Here is an 18,260-nt window from a genome sequence, read left to right as displayed (position 1 = left end):
GCGATGAAGGCGATTATCGTCGGTGGCGGTATCGGTGGTCTCACCACGGCATTGATGTTCCGCTCGCGCGGCCTGGATTGCGAGATCTTCGAGCAGGCCGACACCATTCGCGAGCTCGGCGTCGGCATCAACACGCTGCCGCATGCCATGCGGGAGTTGGCCGGCCTCGGCCTGTTGCAGAAGCTCGACGACGTCGCTGTTCGCACCGACCAGCTCTACTATCTCAATCGCCACGGCCAGGAGGTCTGGCGCGAAGCCCGCGGCATCGACGCCGGCCACGACGTGCCGCAATTCTCGATCCATCGCGGCCGCCTTCAGGCCGTCATCCATCGCGCCGTCGAGGAGCGGTTGGGCCGCGAGGCGATCCACACCGGCTGCCGGCTCGGCGCCTTCACGCAGGACGAGGGCGGCGTCACCGCTTACTTCTTCGATCGCTCCGGCGCCCATGTCCACACCGCGCGAGGCGATATCCTGATCGGTGCCGACGGCATTCACTCGCGCGTCCGCGAGACGCTGTTTCCGAACGAAGGGCCGCCGTGCTGGAATGGCCTCATGCTGTGGCGCGGTGCGCGTGACTGGCCGCTGTTCCTGACCGGCAAATCGATGATCGTGGCCGGCGGTCTCAACGCCAAGGTGGTGATCTATCCGATCGCGGAAGGATCGAGCCCGGCGAGCCGCCTGACCAATTGGGCGGTGCTGGTGAAAGTGGGCGAGGGCAACGCGCCGCCGCCGCGGAAGGAAGACTGGTCGCGGCCGGGCCGCCGCGAAGAGCTGATGCCGCATGTGGCGCGCTTCTCGGTGCCCTATATCGACGTGAAGAGCCTGATCTCGGCAACGCCCGAATTCTACGAATATCCGACCTGCGATCGCGATCCCTTGCCATATTGGTCATCGGGCAGGGTCACGCTGCTCGGCGACGCCGCGCATCCGATGTATCCGGTGGGGTCGAACGGCGCCTCGCAGGCCATTCTCGACGCGCGCTGCCTTGCGGATGCGCTGGCGCGCGCCGAACACCCGCGTCAGGCCTTGCTCGAGTACGAGAAGAAGCGCCTGCCCATGACGGCCGAGATCGTCCGCTCCAACCGGCGCGGGGGCCCCGAGGGCGTCATCGACGCCGTCGAGCAGCTCGCGCCCGACGGTTTCGACAATGTCGACAACGTCCTGAGCTATTCCCAGCGCGAGGCCATCGTGCGCGGCTATGCCACCAAGGCAGGCTTCGCCGCGGTGCCGGGTCTTGCGGCGGTGCGCGCCTGACGCGCGCCGCTAGCCGCCGGGCGGCGGCGGAAGGAAGTGGATGTTGAACTCGGCGGCCATCGCCACGACGTCCTCCGGCTTCTGCTCCTTCATGTTGTGAAGACCCCAGAACAGGTCGAACAGCTTGCGGCTCGGCGAGACCCAGAACAGCACCTTGGCGGTCTGCTCCGACTTGTTGAAGATGCCGTGCGGCACGCCCATGCCGAGGCGGATCAGGTCGCCCGCGGTTGCCTGCGCTTCTGAATTGCCCAGCACGAAATCCAGCTTTCCCTCCAGCATGTAGAGATATTCATCCTGGTCGGGATGAATGTGCGGCGGCACGAAGGTGCCCGGCGGCAGCGTCGCGTGCCAGGAGAAGCTGTTCTCGGCGTAGCTCTTCGGCACGTAGGTCTGGCCGAGGATGTTCCAGGAAATGCCCTGGATTCCCTCATTGGCCCGCGTGATGCCGGTGATTTCGCTCTTCATTGCAGTCCTCCCGTAACGCGCTGCGCGGCTCTTGTTAGAGCATGATCATGTTCGGAAAACCGCTGCGCATTTTTGCGCTACCGCGGCCCTTCGGGTCCGATCATGCTCAGTTCGTCGCCTTGCAGTCCTTGGCATAGCGGTCGCCGTAATTCTCGAACACCTTCTGCACGATCTCGGTCTGGAACTTGCCGTCCGGACGCTTGGCGACCTTGGTCAGGTAGAAATCCTGGATCGGATAATTGTTGTGGTTGAACTTGAAGGCCCCGCGCAGCGAGGTGAAGTCGGCCTTCTTCAACGCGGCGCCAACGGCGTCCTTGTTGGAAAGGTCGCCCTTCACGGCCTTGACGGCGCTGTCGATCAGCATCGCGGTGTCGTAGGCCTGGGAGGCGTAAGTGCCGGGAACGCTATTGTAGGCGGCCTCGTAGGCGGCAACGAACTTCTTGTTCTGGGGATTGTCGAGGTTGGGTGCCCAGTTCGCGCCGCCGAACATGCCGACCGCCGCATCCTGCTGCGCCGGCAGGGTCGATTCATCGACAGTGAAGGCCGACAGCACTGGAATGGTATCGGCGAGCCCGGCCTGCCGGTACTGCTTGACGAGATTGACGCCGAGGCCGCCCGGCATGAACGTGAACAGTGCATCGGGCTTCTGTGAGGAAATCTTGGAGAGCTCCGGCTGGAAATCCAGCGTGTTCAGCGGCATGTAGGATTCCTCGACGATCTCGCCCTTGTAGTCGAGCTTGAAGCCCGCCACCGAATCCTTGCCGGCCTGATAGTTCGGCACCATCAGGTACATGCGCTTGTAGCCGCGATCCTGCGCGACCTTGCCGAGGATCTCGTGCACCTGATCGTTCTGATAGGACGTCACATAGAAGAACGGGTTGCAGTCCTTGCCGGCGAATGTCGAGGGGCCGGCATTGGGGCTGATCAGGAACGTCTTCGATTCCGTGATGGGCCGGTGGATGGCCTGGAGGATGTTGGAGAAGATCGGCCCGACCACGAAGTCGACCTTCTCGCGCTCCAGAAGGCCCTTCACCTTGGTCACCGCTGCATCCGGCTTCAGCTCGTCGTCGACGACGACGAGCTCGACGTCGCGGCCGCCCATCTTGCTGCCGAGGTCCTTCACGGCGAGCGCGAAGCCGTCGCGAACCTGCTGGCCCAGCGCTGCGGCGGGTCCCGACAGGGTCACGATCACACCGAGCTTGATTTTTTCCTGGGCGAGGGCAGGGGTGGCCACGGTGCCGAGCAGCATCGCGGCTGCGGCCAAGGTCATTTGCGTCTTCATGATCTGTCCCTCGTGACGACTGGCTTGCGCTGCAAGCCACGTACTCCAATCCAAAGCTTATGCCGATGACGGCCGCCGCGGCAAGCCGAGCGCGAGGCGTCGCATCCTGCGGGCAGCGGTGCATGCAAGCGGCGCGCCAATTATTTGAAGCCTAAAGAAATCGGCGTGCGGTCGATTGTTGCAGCTTTGGACTTGCAGCCGGCCCGGATTTATTTGAAGCTCAAAATGTTGGGGAATCCGTGCCGGCGCCAATGCCGGCCGTGAGTGGCTGCATCGACATGCTCGATTCCGAGACCAAGGCCGTCGAAACACCGGAGGACCATGCCGAAGAGCTTCGGCTGTGGCTGCGGCTCTTGACCTGCACGACGCTGATCGAGGGCGAGGTGCGCGGCCGGCTGCGGCAGCGGTTCGACGTCACGCTGCCGCGCTTCGACCTGATGGCGCAGCTCGACAAGGCGCCTGACGGCATGACGCTCTCCGATGTCTCCAAGCGCATGATGGTGTCGAACGGCAATGTGACCGGGCTCGTGGAGCGGTTGGTGGAATCAGGTCATCTCGACCGGCGGACCTCGGAGACCGACCGTCGCGTCCAGGTGATCCGGCTGACCAAGCTCGGGCGTGCCGAGTTCCGCAGGATGGCCGCCGAGCACGAGGCCTGGATCGCCGATCTGTTCGCCGACCTCTCGCCGAAGGACGTGCGCGAACTGATGCGCCTCCTCGCCAAGACCAAGGCGTCCGCGCAGAAATCGGCCGCCCGCCGCCGGCCCTGACCGTGCGGGCGCGACAGGCCGCCCACCCCTTTCCCGCATGAAAAAGCACGGGATGCCTAAAATCCCCTATTGCGCGAAATTGTTTTAAGCCTAAAATGTTTTCCAGATCGTGCTGCCGGGTGCAATCCATGCTGAAAGGAGCGTGCGATGGCCAACGCCGCCAAGATTCAAGTAACGGGCTCGTCTGACGGCAGCGCCGCGACGGCCCATGTCGATACGTTCGCGCGGCAACACCTGCCGCCGCGCGAGCTTTGGCCCGAATTCATCTTCACGCGGCCGGAGCTGCACTATCCACCGCGACTGAACTGCGTCAGCTATTTCCTCGATCGCTGGGTCGAGCAGGGCCAGGGCGATGCCCCTTGCGTCATCAGCCCAGCCGTCAGCTACACCTATCGCGAGCTGCAGGCGCTGGTGAACCGCATCGCCAATGTGCTGGTTGGCAAGCTCGGTCTCGTCACCGGCGGGCGCGTGCTGTTGCGCTCGGCCAACAACCCGATGATGGTTGCGACCTATCTCGCTGTGATCAAGGCCGGCGGGATTTGCGTCGCGACGATGCCGCTGTTGCGCGCCAAGGAGCTGTCCTATCCGATTCAGAAGGCGGAGATCACGCTGGCGCTGTGCGACGGAAAGCTCGCCGAGGAAATGGAGAAGGCGAAAGCCGCAGCGCCCGGCCTCAAACACGTGGTCTATTGGGGCAATGGCGCGGCGGGTTCGCTCGAAGCGCTGATCGCCGATGCCAGCCCTGACTTCAAGGCCGTCGATACCGCCGCCGACGATATCTGTCTGATCGCATTCACCTCGGGCACGACCGGCGATCCCAAGGGCACCATGCATTTCCACCGCGACATGCTCGCGGTCTGTGACGGTTACGCACGCAACATCCTGCGCGCCGAGCAAAAGGATCGCTTCGTCGGCTCGGCCCCGCTCGCCTTCACCTTCGGCTTCGGCGGCGTGCTGTTTCCGATGCATATCGGCGCCTCCTTTGTCGTGCTGGAGAAGACGACGCCGGACGACATTCTGAATGCGATCGAGCAGTACAAGACCACGGTCTGCTTCACGGCGCCGACCGCATACCGCGCCATGCTCGGCAAGCTCGCGGGCCGCGACATTTCTTCGCTCCGCAAATGCGTCTCCGCGGGCGAGACCCTTCCCAAGCCGACATTCGATGCCTGGCTCAAGGCGACCGGGATTAAGCTGTTGGACGGCATCGGTTCGACCGAGATGCTGCACATCTTCATCAGCGCGACCGAGGACGAGATCCGCCCCGGCGCCACCGGCAAGCCCGTGCCGGGCTATGAAGCCAAGGTCGTCGATGATGAGGGCCGCGATGTGCCGCCGGGAACGATGGGCCGTCTCGCCGTGCGCGGGCCGACCGGCTGCCGCTATCTGGCCGACGAGCGGCAGCGGAAATACGTCCAGAACGGCTGGAACATCACCGGCGACACCTATTTGATGGATAGCGACGGCTATTTCTGGTACCAGTCGCGCTCCGACGACATGATCGTGTCGGCCGGCTACAACATCGCGGGGACTGACGTCGAAGCGGCGCTGCTCACGCATCCGGCGGTCGCCGAATGCGGTGTGGTCGGTGCGCCCGACGAGGCCCGCGGCATGATCGTGAAGGCCTATGTCATTGCCGCGCCCGGCGTGACGCCTGACGCTCAGCTGGTGGCCGAGTTGCAGGAGCATGTCAAACGCGAGATCGCGCCGTACAAATATCCACGCGCCATCGAGTTCGTGGCGCAATTGCCGAAGACTGAGACCGGCAAGCTGAAGCGCTTTGCCCTGCGGCAGCTGGCGCAGGCCGCAGTGACGTCCTCGGGCGTCGCCGCGGAATGAGAGAAGGATAGAGAATTGTCAGTGACGACGCCGAAAAGCCCGCAACTCGCGGTGCTGCCAACCGCAGCCGAGGATGGAACGCGCATCAAGGCGCAGATCCTGCAGCCGTCAGGCTGGCCGCTGCCGAAGGGCTATGCCAACGGCATCGCTGCCGAGGGACGCATCGTCGTCACCGGCGGGGTGATCGGCTGGGACGCGGAGGAGCGTCTTGCGGACGGCTTCGTCGCGCAGGTGCGCCAGACCCTCGACAACATCGCCGCGATCCTGGCCGAGGCCGGTGCCCGGCCCGAGCACCTCGTGCGGCTGACCTGGTACGTCGTCGACATGGACGAGTACCTGGCCAACCTGAAGGAGCTCGGCAAGGTCTACCGCGACGTCTTCGGAGCGCACTATCCGGCGATGGCCCTGGTTCAGGTCGTCCGCCTCGTCGAGAAGGCGGCGCGCGTCGAGATCGAAGCCACCGCCGTCATTCCGTGCTGAACTCTGCCGCGATCAGCTTGCCTTTGGTCAGCTCGCTTTGGCGAGCTCGTCGTCTTCGGGCGAGTTGAGATAGATGCCGGACAGGGTGTCGACCCAGCACAGATGGTCGTGCACCTTCTTCACGCCCTCGACGTTCTCCGCGGCGACGACCGCGGCCTGACGTGCGCGCTCTTCGGTGATGACGCCGCTGAGATGAACGATCCCGTCGCGCACGATGACGTTCAGCCCGAACGGGCACCAATCGTTCCTCTCCATGGTCTCGATGATGCGGCTGCGAATGTGATCGTCATCGGCGGTCGGATCCGGCACGTCGCGGGCCAGCCCCGCCACCGCCTGCAACAGATTGGCGCGGGACACGATCCCGACGACCTTGTCGCCGCGCACGACCGGCAGCCGCTTGACGTTGTTCCGCTCCATGAGATCGACGATCTCCGCGAGCGCGGTGTCCTCCGTGATGGTCACGGGCGAGTCGGTCATCACTTCCGAGACCTTGCGGCCGTGCTCGTGGACAAAGTCGCTGGCGGATTTGCCCGGACCCAGGATGAACCGCAGCCACCGCCCGCGCTTGCGCCCGGTGCCGATTTCGCTGCGGCGGATGAAATCTCCCTCCGACACCACGCCGATCAGCTTGCCGGTATCGTCGACTACGGTGAGGCCGCTGACATGTCGCTTCAGCATGATGTTGGCCGCTTCGACGATGCTGGTGTCGGGGGTGACCGAGATGACCGATCGGGTCATGATCTGGTGGGCGCGCATGGACAACTCCGCTGGCATGTCAACTTCAATGCGCAAAGCCTAGTGAATCCGTCGGGGTGTGGTTTGACCCAGGTCAAGCGGACGAAGCTTGCCCTGATTGTCCGATTGTGATCCGCGCAGCGATTTGATGCAGCTCAACGCGCGGCGGCAGCGTCGCCATATCCTGCCGCAGGCCTAGAACGGAAGCCCGCAGGAACAATCAGCCATGAGCGTCGTGAAGATATTTCCACGGGCCGAAGCGCCGCTGCAAGCTCCCGCGGCCAGGCCGGCTGCCGAGATTCCCGAAAGGGTCGCAGGGACACCGGCTGACTGCACTTGCCCGCAAGCAACGGATACCTATCCGCTTGATCGCGCGTTCCATGCCATGCTGGCGCGGTTCACGGGCGGGATCTCGCCCGTGGCCTTGTCGCTCGCCTGGCTCGATTGGGGCGCGCATCTTGCGGCGGCGCCTCAGCATCAGATGGAGCTCTCCCGCAACATCTTCCGCGATTCCGGCCGCCTCCTGGAGGCCGCCGCGCGCGCGACATCGCAGGAGCCGTGGTCCGTCATTCGGCCGCAGGGGCGGGATCGCCGCTTCAGGGATCGGCAATGGGAAGCCGCGCCGTTCAATCTGCTTGCGCAGGCGTTTCTGCTCACCGAACGTTGGTGGCACGATGCCACGACCGGCATACGCGGCGTGTCCCACGCGAACGAAGCCATCGTCGAGTTCTCGATGCGCCAGATGCTCGACATGCTGGCACCGTCGAACTTTGCGGCCACCAATCCGCAGGTTCTGGAAAAAGCGTTCCAGAGCGGCGGCGAGAACTTCGTGTTCGGCTGGCAGAACTGGTGCAGCGACCTGATGCGCCTGCTCTCCGGCTCGAAGCTGGCCGACGAGGATCAGTTCGTCGTCGGCAAGACGGTGGCGGCTTCGCCCGGCAAGGTCGTCTACCGCAACAGCCTGATCGAGCTGATCCAGTACCATCCGACGACTGCGCAGGTGCGGCCGGAGCCGATTCTGATCGTGCCGGCCTGGATCATGAAGTACTACATCCTCGATCTGTCGCCGCAGAATTCCCTGGTCAAATACCTGACCGCTCAGGGCTTCACCGTCTTCGCAATCTCCTGGCGCAATCCGGACGCGAACGATCGGGATGTTGCCTTCGACGACTACCGCAAGCTGGGCGTGATGGCCGCACTGGACATGATCGGCCAGATCGCGCCGGGCCGGAAGATCCATGCCCTCGGCTATTGTCTTGGCGGCACGTTGCTGTCGATCGCCGCGGCGGCCATGGGGCGCGACGGCGACAGCCGTCTCGGCACCGTCACGCTTCTCGCCGCGCAAACCGATTTCACCGAGGCCGGAGAATTGACGCTATTCATTAACGAGAGCCAAGTTGCCTTCCTCGAAGACATGATGTGGCAGCGCGGCTATCTCGACACGACACAGATGGCGGGCGCGTTCCAGCTGCTGCGCTCCAACGAGCTGATCTGGTCGCGGCTCTCGCGTGACTATCTGATGGGCGACGGCTCGCCACCGAGCGACCTGATGGCCTGGAATGCCGACGCCACGCGGCTGCCCTATCGCATGCACTCGGAGTATCTGCGCCAGCTGTTCCTAAACGACGATCTGGCGGAAGGTCGCTATCGGGTCGAATGCAGGAGCGTCTCGCTATCGGACATTCACACGCCCATGTTCGTGGTCGGCACGCTCGCCGATCACGTCGCGCCGTGGCGATCCGTCTACAAGATCCACTATCAGGTTGATGCCGACGTGACGTTCCTGTTGACCAGCGGCGGCCACAATGCCGGCGTCGTCGCGCCGCCGCAGGAGGAGGGCCACTTCTATCAGGTGCTGACCAAGGCTGCTGACGCGCCCTATGTCGGTGCGGACGAATGGCTGAAGCTCGCCCCGCGCGTCGAAGGCTCGTGGTGGCCGGAATGGACCACTTGGCTGTCAGCGCGCTCCGGTGCGCCCTGCGATCCCCCGCAGATCGGACTTGGCGGCGCCCTTGGCCTGCCCGATGCGCCGGGGGACTACGTCCACACCTAAGCTTCCGGCTCCGAACTCGGCGCGAGATCCGAGGAGCCGAACGGTTTGGTCTTGTCCAGTTTGCGGTAGGCCTCCGAGGCCTTCCGCAACAGCTTCTTTTCCCGCTTGCGATCGAGGAATCGATTGCTGGCCTCGAGGCCGGCGCCATTCAACGATGCCGCCAACGCTTGCCCGCGTGCGTCATCGTTCAATTGTCCGAGCGACCGTTGTGCCTTGCGCAATTGCTTGAGGATGGACTTCTGCTTCGCCGCCCCATCGGCGAACAGATCTGCAAGCGACTCGACCGAATAGGTCATCCGCTTGTTGAGGAGGCGCAGCTTGTGACGTTTCTCGACATCGAGCTTTTTCAGCTTCCGGGCCTTCTTGAGCAGCGTCGTCTCCCACTCGGTCAGCCGCTCCGTCGCGTGGTCGGCGAGGGTGCGGCGGCGCAGCCGGATGGCGTCCTTGCTGCGGCGGGTCGACCAGGGGCCGCTTTCGATCCACATTGAGGTTTGCTCGACCAGGCGGCGACACCGCGCCGATTGCAGCGCGCGCGCCAGCAGCCGGTGACTCTCCGCGCGCTTCTCGTCCCAGCGCTGAAGCTCGGCGACCACGGCGAGCTCGGTGCCACTCTCAGCGACGATCCGCTCGATCGCCACGTCGAGGTCCCGCACCATGCCGAGCTGACCGTTCAGCCATTTCAGTTCGGCCCAGACATCCGGCCGCAGCGCATCGTCGACCATCGGCGAGAAGAAGCGTATGGCAGTCCGCAGATGCGTCAGTGCGATCCGGATCTGGTGCAGCGCATCGGGATCGCCGCGGCAGGTGCCGTCGTGCTGAGCCATTACCGCGTCGAGGTGACGGCGGGCGATGATCCGGAAAGCCGTGTCGCAGGCCATGCCGGGGCTGAGTCGGGCCGGCAGCGCGTTGCGCCGCGTGGCCGGCTTGGCATGCGCGTTTGCCGTCGAGCGCGTGGTCGGTCGCGACTTACTTGCCCGCATCAGTCTGATTGCCTTGTTTGCCCCTCAGCGATGACGTTCCGGCAGTTCTGAAGCGTCTGCTCTTGTGTCCCGGATGCATCGATGATCGCCCAGCCGACATGGCCGATATTATAGTGCTCTTGCAGCGCGGCAACCTCCGGCGTGGCATCCGATGCGTCTTCCCGGCGGTTGCCGATGCGCGCCTGCCGGGTCGCAAGGTCCGCGACCAGGAATAGCCCGTTCAACGCCACGTTGCGCTCGCGCGCCAGCACGGCGATTGCGTCGCGTTCGTCCTCGCGAGCGAAGACGCCGTCGATGATCGCCGAATGGCCCTGCGCCAGCACCCGCCGGGCATGCTGCACCAGCGTGTCGTAGACGCGGGCCGTGACCTCCGGCGTGTAGGCCCAAGGCGGCAGGCGGTGGGTGTCCTCGACCCCGAACATCTGCTTGCGGACGAGATCACTACGCAGCACGACGGCGCCCGGCTCCGGTGCGACGAGCGGCGCGAGCGCGTGCGCCAAGGCGGACTTTCCGGTGCCGGACAGTCCGCCCACCGCAATCAGGCGCGGAGCAGAAGGACGGATCAGCATCCCTGCGAGCTCGAAATAGCGTCGTGCCTGGTCGAGAATGCCGGGACCGTCGGAATGCGTCCGCTTGAGCCGCGCCAAGCTAACCTGGGCGCGGATCGCCGCCCGGATGGACATGAACAGCGGCAGGGTCGAGAGCGCGTCGAGATTGTCGGCCGGCGTCACGGCGAGATAGCGGTTCAGCACCATGTTTGCCGCGCCCGGCTGATGGTGCTGCAACAGGTCCATCAGCGTGAATGCGAGATCGTAGAGCACGTCGACCGTCGCCATCTGCGCGTCGAACTCGATCGCATCGAACAGCACGGGCCGATCATTGATCATGACGATGTTTGCCAGATGCAGATCGCCATGGCAGCGGCGCACGAAGCCCCGGCGACCGCGCTCTGCGAGCAGGGCGCGAATACGCAGATAGGCCGTGTGCGAGGCCTTGCCGAGTTGCTCGATCTCCTCTGCGCCGAAATGTCCGCCGGCCCGCAGACCATTCGTGTTGCCGTCGATCAGGGCCGGGATGGAGGAGACCCACGCTTTCCCGTCAGCCTGTATCGCCGCCACGTGCGAAGCCGCGATCGCGTCGGCGGCGGCCGCGGCAAGCTTCTCATCAAGCGGGCCGGCCTTGGCCAGATGATCCAGCGTTCTGCTTTCGTCGAAGCGCGACATGTCGACAGCATACTCGATCGGTCGTCCGACGCCGTCGACCTTCACCGATCCATCCGGCTCTTCCGTGATCGCCACGACGCCATGATAGATCTGCGGCGCCAGGGGCCGGTTGATGCGGATCTCCTCCTCGCAGGCCGCCTTGCGCTTTTCGAGCGTCGAATAGTCGAGGAAGGGAAACCGGACGGCGCGCTTGATCTTCAGTGCGCGCTTTGCATCCAGGAACACCGAGGCGGCATGCGTGTCGATGCGCCTCACGCCGGGATGATCGGTCAGCATCCGAAAGATGCGCTCCTGAGCCGCCGTGTCATCCTTCATCGAAGCGGACATGGGAAGCACCATCAGGGCGTCAGCACGGCCGCGCCGAGGATCTGGCCATTCCGCAGCATGGCCAGGACCTCGTTGGCCTGATCGAGCGGAAACGCCGTCGTCTCGGTGCGCACGCCGGCTTGCGGCGCGACCTTGAGAAAATCGAGGCCATCCTGCCGGGTCAAATTGGCGACCGAGACCAACTGCCGCTCCTGCCACAGCAAATCATACGGAAAGCTTGGAATGTCGCTCATGTGGATGCCGGCGCAGACGACGCGACCGCCTTTGCGCACGGCACGCAACGCCGCCGGGACCAACTCGCCGGCTGGGGCATAAATGATCGCGGCGTCGAGCGGCTCGTCGGGCACTTGGTCAGATGACCCCGCCCAGACAGCGCCGAGACGGCGTGCAAGACCTTGTGCAGCGGCATCGCCTGCCCGCGTGAATGCATGGACGGAGCGTCCCTGCCAAACAGCGACTTGCGCAATGATGTGGCCGGCGGCGCCGAAGCCATAGAGGCCGAGCCTCTCGGCGGGGCCGGCCAGGACCAGCGAGCGCCAGCCGATCAGCCCCGCGCACAGCAGAGGCGCAATCTCGACGTCGCTGCCGGCCTCGCCGAGCGGAAAAGCGTAACGTGCGTCGGCGATGGTGTGGGTCGCGTAGCCGCCGTCGCGTGTGTAGCCGGTGAACAGCGGCGCGTCACAGAGGTTTTCCATGCCCTCCCGGCAGAAGCGGCATGTTCCGCAGGTGAAGCCGAGCCAGGGAATGCCGACCCGCTCACCAGGCGCATGTGTCGTCACATTCGCACCGATGAGGTCGACCCGGCCGACGATCTCGTGGCCAGGCACGATCGGATAGCGGATGCCGGGCAGCTCGGCGTCGACGAGATGAAGATCGGTCCGGCATACACCGCAGGCGCTGATCTTCACCCGGATCTGACCCTCGCCCGGCAGGGGGGCAGCCCGCTCCTCCATCTGGAGCCGCGCTCGTGGGGCCGGCAACACCATCGCACGCATGTCTGTCTCCGGGGCGAACCGCTCCGATTGAACTATCCATAGACCGACCGAGTGGCCAGTCCTTGACGTCGGTCAACGCCGGTTCGCCCGGTTGATCGGACGGAGTTTCCCCCGGTCTTGACGCGGATCAAGGGACTCGACGACAGCCGGCCTATGATGGTGGCTCAGGAGAATTCCGATGCCCATCAAGGATGTGTTTCTGCCCCTTGTCGGCCAGCCGCGCGGGCCAGCCCTGGTCGCGATCGAGAAATGCGTTGGTGTGGCCGCCGATCTCGGCGCCAGGATCACCGCACTCGCGCTCGAGGAAGACGTTTTCGAGCGGCCGAAGGTGATGCTGCCTGACGATCGCGCTTCCGAGCAGGCCAGCCGCGAGGCCAGCGACATGCAGCAGCTGCTGAATGCCTTCACCAATGCGGCTTCCCGCGCCAACATCCGCGCCCAGAGCCGGTCGGGCAAGGTGCCCGCGGATCAGATCGGAGCGATCCTGGCCGAGCACGCTCGCTTCCGCGACCTCACGCTGGTTCCCGTGAAGCCGCACGACAGTCGAACGGAGGCCATCATCGAAGCGTTGTTGTTCGAATCCGGACGGCCGCTTCTGCTCTGTCCCGAACATCGCGCCGACGAGCTCCGGCCCGAAGTCGAGAACGTCGTGATTGCCTGGGATCATTCCGCACGGGCCGCGCGTGCGGCGGGAGATGCGTTGCCCATTCTTCAGGCTGCCACCTCGGTTCGTGTGCTGACCGTAGCGGAGGACAAGACTGACGCGGTCCTGCAATCCGGCGCGGCGCTCGTCGACCATTTGCGGGAACACGGCGTCTTTGCCTCGTTCGAAACCACGAAGGGGGGCGGCAGCTCGACCGGCAAAGTACTGGGAAGCTGGGCGAACTCCCATGGCATCGATGCCATCGTGATGGGCGCCTATCATCATTCGCGCCTGAACGAGATCGTGTGGGGCGGTGTGACAAAGACCGTCATTGGCCAGCCACCGTGCTGGGTTATGATCTCGCACTAGGCCTCTTCTTCCAGCCGGATCGTCAATCATCGGAACCGCCGCCGAGGCGGTGCATTTGTTTTCATGTCGACTTATCGTCTGAACAACCTGCTGTCGCCGCGCTCGGTCGCGCTCGTCGGCGCGAGCGCGCGTCCGGCGTCCGTGGGACGCGCCGTCCTGGAGAACATTGGCAAGGCCGGATTCAAGGGGCGGTTTGGCCTCGTCAATCCGCGCCACGCCGAGATCGGCGGCATCGCGGCGGTGAAGAGCCTGGACAGGCTGGACTTCGTGCCCGAGCTCGTCGTCGTCACCGCGCCCGCGGGCGAGATACCAGGCATCGTCGACCAGGCCGGGCGCCGCGGGTCTGCGGGGGCGCTGATCGTCTCGGCGGGGCTCGGCCAGGGACCGGGATCGCTGCACGAGGCGACCAGCGCTGCCGCGCGCAAACACGGCATGCGGCTGATCGGACCGAACTGCCTCGGCATCATGATGCCGGGCGTCAGCCTGAATGCCAGTTTCGCCGCGCACATGCCGCGGGCCGGCAACCTCGCGCTGATCTCGCAATCGGGCGCCATTGCCGCCGGCATGGTGGATTGGGCCGCGCAGCGCGGCGTCGGCTTCTCCGGCATCGTCTCGATCGGCGATCAGATCGACGTCGACATTGCCGATCTGCTCGATCATTTCGCGATGGATCACAAGACCCGCGCGATCCTGCTCTACATCGAGGCGATCAAGGACGCGCGCAAATTCATGTCGGCTGCGCGCGCGGCCGCGCGGGTGAAGCCGGTCGTGGTGGTGAAGTCCGGCCGCATGGCGCAGGGTGCGAAGGCCGCCGCCACGCATACCGGGGCGCTCGCCGGTGCCGACGCTGTCTATGATGCGGCGTTCCGCCGCGCGGGCGTGTTGCGGGTGTCCGACCTGCGCGAGCTGTTCGATTGTGCCGAGACACTCGGCCGCGTCGAATCGCCGACCGGCAAGCGTCTCGCCATCCTGACCAATGGTGGCGGCATCGGGGTCCTTGCGGTCGATCGATTGGTCGAGCTCGGAGGTATTCCGGCAACCATCTCGACTGATGCGCGCAAGAAGCTCGATGCGGCGCTGCCGCCGACCTGGTCGGGTGCAAACCCCGTCGACATCGTGGGCGACGCCGACGCCTCGCGCTACGCGGCGGCGCTGGAGGAACTGCTGGCCGACCGCGACAACGACGCAGTTCTCGTCCTCAACGTGCAGACGGCAATCGCATCGGCCGCCGAGATCGCCAAGACCGTGACGGAGCTCGTGGCTAAGTATCGCGAGCAGCACCGCCGATGGGCAAAGCCCGTGCTGGCGGCCTGGGTCGGCGCCGATCAGCACATCGTCCAGGCACTCTCCAGCGCCGGCGTGCCGAACTATCCGACCGAGGACGATGCCGTGCGCGGCTTCATGCATCTGGTCCGGCACCGCGAAGTCGTGGAGGAGCTGAGCCAGGTACCTCCCGCGATGCCCGATACGTTCGTTCCGGATGCCAGGGGCGCCAGAGAGATCGTCACGGCCGCGATCGCGGATGGCCGCCAGTGGCTCGAGCCTGTCGAGATCAAGCACCTGCTCGAAGCCTACGACATCGCGATGGTGCCGACCTATGCGGCAGCCGATGTCGAGCAGGCGGTGACCTATGCAAAGGACATCTTCGCGCAAGGCGGCACCGTCGTCCTGAAGATCCTGTCGCGGGACATCACCCACAAATCCGATGTCGGCGGCGTCGTGCTCAATCTGACGACCCCGGAGGCCGTGCGTGCGGCGGCCACGGACATTCTTGCGCGAGCCAGAAAGCTGCGGCCCGAGGCCCGCATCGGCGGCGTCATCGTCCAGGCCATGGTCGTCAAGGCAAAGGCGCGCGAGCTGATCCTGGGTCTCGCCGACGATCCGACCTTCGGCACGGTGGTCGTTTTCGGCCGCGGCGGCACGGCGGTGGAGATCATCAACGACAAGGCGCTGGCGCTGCCGCCGCTCGACCTGCAATTGGCTCGCGATCTGATCGATCGCACGCGTGTGTCGCGGTTGCTAAAGGCCTATCGCGACGTGCCGGCGGTCAAGCAGGATGCCGTCGCCATGGTGCTGGTCAAGCTGGCGCAGATGGCGGCCGACATTCCCGAGATCCGCGAATTCGACATCAATCCGTTGCTGGCGGACGAAACCGGCGTGACCGCGGTAGATGCGCGCGTCGCGGTCGCGCCGCCGCAGCGGAAGTTCGCCGGCTCTGGCCCTGCCAATTTCGCCGTTCGCGCCTATCCGTCGCAATGGGAGCGGCGCCTCAAGCTCAAGGACGATTGGCGCATCTTGGTCCGGCCCCTGCGTCCCGAGGACGAGCCGACCATCCACGAATTCCTGCGTCACGTCACGGCGCACGACCTTCGCCTGCGCTTCTTCGCCCCGATGAAGGAGTTCACCCACGAATTCATCGCGCGCCTGACCCAGCTCGACTATGCGCGTGCGATGGCCTTCATCGCGTTCGACGAGGCCACCGGCGAAATGGTCGGCGTGGTCCGGCTCCATTCCGACTCGATCTACGAGACCGGCGAATACGCGATCCTGCTGCGATCCGACCTCAAGGGCAGGGGGCTCGGCTGGGCCCTCATGCAGCTGATCATCGACTACGCGCGGTCGGAGGGCTTGAAGACCATATCGGGCGACGTGCTGCAGGAGAACACCGTGATGCTCGACATGTGCCGGCAGCTCGGCTTCGAGGTCAAGCCGGACCCGGCCGAGCCTGAAATCTGCGAGGTCAGGCTGAAGCTCTGAGCGCGTCAGCTACGATTGCGCTTCGGCCGAACTTGCGTCGTTTGGCGTCCTGGCCGTCGTCCGCAGAGTCTTGATGATGACCGCGATCAGCGGCAGCAGCACCGGCACGATGGTGCTGAGCGGATGATGCACCGCGCCTGACACCTGGGCCTGGAGCGCTCGTGCCTCGAGCTGGAGGGCTTCGATGGACGTGTCATGAATTTCGCTGGCGAGCTCGATATCGCGTCCCGACGGGGCGCGGCCAGCGATCAGGAAGAGAGCGGCTGCGATGACGAAATTGACGGCGCCGAGGATGGCGGCCGCGGCAATCGCGCTCCAGATCTGCACCAGCGCGAAATAGGCCGACAGCTCCAGCATCAGGAGCCCGAACGCGGCGATCAGCGCCGCGAAGGCGCGCAGACCGAGGCCGATCAGCAAATGGCGCAGCCTGATGTCCGCGATGATCCTGTCGGTGCGCCACAGCACGCGCAGATGTTTGATGACATTCTCGGTATTCACCTAGTGTCTCCTCAGCATGAAGCCGACGACCACGCCCAGCGCGAAAGCGGAGGCGAGCGAGGTGATCGGGCGCTCCGCAACGAGGCCCTGGAGCTGCTCCCCCTCTTGTTCGACGGTCTCGCCGAGCTCGGCGAGCGCGGCCCTGATCTGATCGGCGAGCGCTTCGGTGCGAGCTTTCGAGCTCTCGAACATCTCCTCGCCGGCGGTGCTCAACAGGCGCGTAACGTCGACCTTCAGCGCCCGTAATTCCTCGCTCATCCTGTCGCTGTCGAACATGGATTGGTGTCCTCATTGCATCCGAGCGAGCCTAAGACCCGCCCGCGCGATCGCGCTTGATTTGCGTCAAGAGGCGGAGCCCGTTCGGGGTCTTGAGACAGGTCAATCCGGCCGCCACATGCCGGCCTAGAAATGCCGGCTGAATGGGGACCAATTGTCCCGATGAGGTGGAAAGCGTGAACCACGAACCGCTGCTGCACGCGACGCCGTCCGGCGACGTGCTGAAATTGCGCCCCGAGGGGCCTTGGACCGCCGCGAACGTGGTGACGCTCGAGACGCTGTCGCGGTCGGTCGGGGCCGACGTCGATCGCTCGCGCGCCGTAACGCTGGACATGTCGGGGATCAGCGCGCTCGATACGCTCGGCGCCTGGGTCCTGGAGAAGCTGTCGCGCAGGGCCGCATCGTCAGGCAGGTCGGCCGAGTTCGTCGGCGTCGCCGATCATTTCAGCGGGCTGATGGACGAGGTGCGCCAGGTCAACCGTCGCACGCCGGCTCCAAGCGTCGCGCCCAATCCGGTTCTGGCGAGGCTCGGCGAGCTCGGCAAGTCCACGGTCGGGGCGCGGGAAGACATCACGATCTTCCTTCATATGCTCGGCGCCTTGTTCATGGCCGTCGTCGGCGTGCTGCGCCGGCCGCGTTCGCTGCGGCTGACCTCCCTGGTGTATCAGCTCTATCGCATCGGCTGGCAGGCGATCCCCATCGTCACGCTGATCACCTTCCTGATCGGCGCCATTATCGCGCAGCAGGGCTTCTTCCACTTCCGCAGATTCGGCGCGGAGTCGTATACGGTCGACATGGTCGGCATCCTGGTGCTGCGCGAGCTCGGCGTGCTGATCGTCGCCATCATGGTCGCCGGCAGGTCAGGCAGCGCCTACACAGCAGAGCTCGGCTCGATGAAGATGCGCGAGGAGATCGACGCACTCTCGACCATGGGGCTCGATCCCATCGACGTCCTGATCCTGCCGCGCGTCGCGGCCCTGGTCATTGCGCTGCCCATCCTGACCTTCATCGGATCGATTGCCGCGCTCTATGGCGGCGGCTTGGTCGCGCAGTTCTATGGCGATATGGGGCCGGCGATCTACATCGCGCGGCTGCACGAGGCCATTTCCGTCGCGCATTTCGAGGTGGGCATCCTGAAGGCGCCGTTCATGGCGCTGGTGATCGGGATCGTGGCCTGCAGCGAGGGATTGCGCGTCAAGGGCAGCGCGGAGTCGCTGGGGCGGCAGACCACGACGTCGGTGGTGAAATCGATCTTCCTGGTGATCGTGCTCGACGGCCTGTTCGCTATCTTCTTTGCCTCGATCGGAATGTGAC

Annotated in this window: 16 protein-coding genes; 8 read left to right on the top strand and 8 right to left on the bottom strand. The window is 65.1% G+C overall.

Annotation, left to right across the window (positions count from 1 at the left end):
* Window positions 1–3 precede the first annotated feature (3 nt).
* Complete coding sequence (locus N2602_RS27720; RefSeq protein WP_260380066.1) at window positions 4–1,254, top strand: flavin-dependent oxidoreductase; 1,251 nt, start codon at window positions 4–6, stop codon at window positions 1,252–1,254.
* A gap of 9 nt (window positions 1,255–1,263) precedes the next feature.
* Here N2602_RS27720 and N2602_RS27715 read toward each other — a convergent pair whose 3' ends face one another.
* Complete coding sequence (locus N2602_RS27715) at window positions 1,264–1,719, bottom strand: cupin domain-containing protein (RefSeq protein WP_018643141.1); 456 nt, start codon at window positions 1,717–1,719, stop codon at window positions 1,264–1,266.
* Window positions 1,720–1,825: 106 nt separating this feature from the next.
* Window positions 1,826–3,001, bottom strand: coding sequence for an ABC transporter substrate-binding protein (locus tag N2602_RS27710; RefSeq protein WP_172785428.1), 1,176 nt, complete (start codon window positions 2,999–3,001; stop codon window positions 1,826–1,828).
* A 251-nt stretch (window positions 3,002–3,252) separates the two neighbouring features.
* Between N2602_RS27710 and N2602_RS27705 the strand changes: the two genes are divergently transcribed.
* From N2602_RS27705 to N2602_RS27695, 3 genes are all read left to right on the top strand, one after another.
* Window positions 3,253–3,771, top strand: coding sequence for a MarR family winged helix-turn-helix transcriptional regulator (locus N2602_RS27705; RefSeq protein ID WP_172785427.1), 519 nt, complete (start codon window positions 3,253–3,255; stop codon window positions 3,769–3,771).
* A gap of 147 nt (window positions 3,772–3,918) precedes the next feature.
* The gene (locus N2602_RS27700) at window positions 3,919–5,610 is read left to right on the top strand and encodes a benzoate-CoA ligase family protein (RefSeq protein WP_260380065.1); all 1,692 of its coding nucleotides are present in this window, start codon (window positions 3,919–3,921) and stop codon (window positions 5,608–5,610) included.
* A 21-nt stretch (window positions 5,611–5,631) separates the two neighbouring features.
* Window positions 5,632–6,090, top strand: a complete 459-nt coding sequence (locus N2602_RS27695; RefSeq protein WP_409241847.1) for a RidA family protein — start codon at window positions 5,632–5,634, stop codon at window positions 6,088–6,090.
* A gap of 27 nt (window positions 6,091–6,117) precedes the next feature.
* On the opposite strand, the gene N2602_RS27690 is transcribed toward N2602_RS27695, so the two are convergent.
* Entirely contained in the window at window positions 6,118–6,846 is a 729-nt protein-coding gene (locus tag N2602_RS27690; RefSeq protein WP_260380063.1) for a CBS domain-containing protein, read from the bottom strand.
* A 205-nt stretch (window positions 6,847–7,051) separates the two neighbouring features.
* On the opposite strand from N2602_RS27690, the gene N2602_RS27685 reads away from it, so the two are divergent.
* Window positions 7,052–8,878 (top strand): alpha/beta hydrolase, encoded by a 1,827-nt coding sequence (locus N2602_RS27685; RefSeq protein ID WP_260380062.1) that lies wholly within the window; start codon window positions 7,052–7,054, stop codon window positions 8,876–8,878.
* Here N2602_RS27685 and N2602_RS27680 read toward each other — a convergent pair.
* The 3 genes from N2602_RS27680 to N2602_RS27670 are packed head-to-tail and all read right to left on the bottom strand — an operon-like array spanning window position 8,875 to window position 12,403.
* Window positions 8,875–9,858 carry a CHAD domain-containing protein gene (locus N2602_RS27680; RefSeq protein ID WP_260380061.1) on the bottom strand — a complete coding sequence of 328 codons (984 nt, stop codon included), beginning with the start codon at window positions 9,856–9,858 and terminating at the stop codon, window positions 8,875–8,877. The genes N2602_RS27685 and N2602_RS27680 overlap by 4 nt on opposite strands.
* Window positions 9,858–11,396: a bifunctional aminoglycoside phosphotransferase/ATP-binding protein gene (locus N2602_RS27675; RefSeq protein WP_260383720.1), complete on the bottom strand. Its 1,539-nt coding sequence runs from the start codon at window positions 11,394–11,396 to the stop codon at window positions 9,858–9,860. The genes N2602_RS27680 and N2602_RS27675 overlap by 1 nt, the downstream gene beginning before the upstream one ends.
* Before the next feature lie 23 nt (window positions 11,397–11,419).
* Entirely contained in the window at window positions 11,420–12,403 is a 984-nt protein-coding gene (locus N2602_RS27670; protein WP_260380060.1) for a zinc-dependent alcohol dehydrogenase family protein, read from the bottom strand.
* A gap of 178 nt (window positions 12,404–12,581) precedes the next feature.
* On the opposite strand from N2602_RS27670, the gene N2602_RS27665 reads away from it, so the two are divergent.
* Both N2602_RS27665 and N2602_RS27660 read left to right on the top strand, forming a co-directional pair.
* Window positions 12,582–13,415 carry a universal stress protein gene (locus tag N2602_RS27665; protein ID WP_260380059.1) on the top strand — a complete coding sequence of 278 codons (834 nt, stop codon included), beginning with the start codon at window positions 12,582–12,584 and terminating at the stop codon, window positions 13,413–13,415.
* A gap of 63 nt (window positions 13,416–13,478) precedes the next feature.
* Window positions 13,479–16,172, top strand: a complete 2,694-nt coding sequence (locus N2602_RS27660; protein WP_260380058.1) for a bifunctional acetate--CoA ligase family protein/GNAT family N-acetyltransferase — start codon at window positions 13,479–13,481, stop codon at window positions 16,170–16,172.
* A 9-nt stretch (window positions 16,173–16,181) separates the two neighbouring features.
* Here the strand turns inward: N2602_RS27660 and N2602_RS27655 are convergent, their stop codons facing one another.
* Both N2602_RS27655 and N2602_RS27650 read right to left on the bottom strand, forming a co-directional pair.
* Entirely contained in the window at window positions 16,182–16,670 is a 489-nt protein-coding gene (locus N2602_RS27655) for a phage holin family protein (RefSeq protein WP_172785418.1), read from the bottom strand.
* Window positions 16,671–16,946, bottom strand: coding sequence for a hypothetical protein (locus tag N2602_RS27650; RefSeq protein WP_172785417.1), 276 nt, complete (start codon window positions 16,944–16,946; stop codon window positions 16,671–16,673). It abuts the gene before it with no gap.
* 176 nt (window positions 16,947–17,122) lie between these two features.
* Here N2602_RS27650 and N2602_RS27645 point away from each other — a divergent pair, with 176 nt between their 5' ends.
* Window positions 17,123–18,259, top strand: coding sequence for an ABC transporter permease (locus tag N2602_RS27645; protein ID WP_260380057.1), 1,137 nt, complete (start codon window positions 17,123–17,125; stop codon window positions 18,257–18,259).
* Window position 18,260 lies beyond the last annotated feature (1 nt).

The sequence above is a fragment of the Bradyrhizobium sp. NC92 genome (assembly GCF_025200865.1).
Taxonomy (GTDB): domain Bacteria; phylum Pseudomonadota; class Alphaproteobacteria; order Rhizobiales; family Xanthobacteraceae; genus Bradyrhizobium.
Note: the sequence above shows the minus strand (reverse complement) of the source record. Positions and strands in the feature narration are given on the sequence as shown.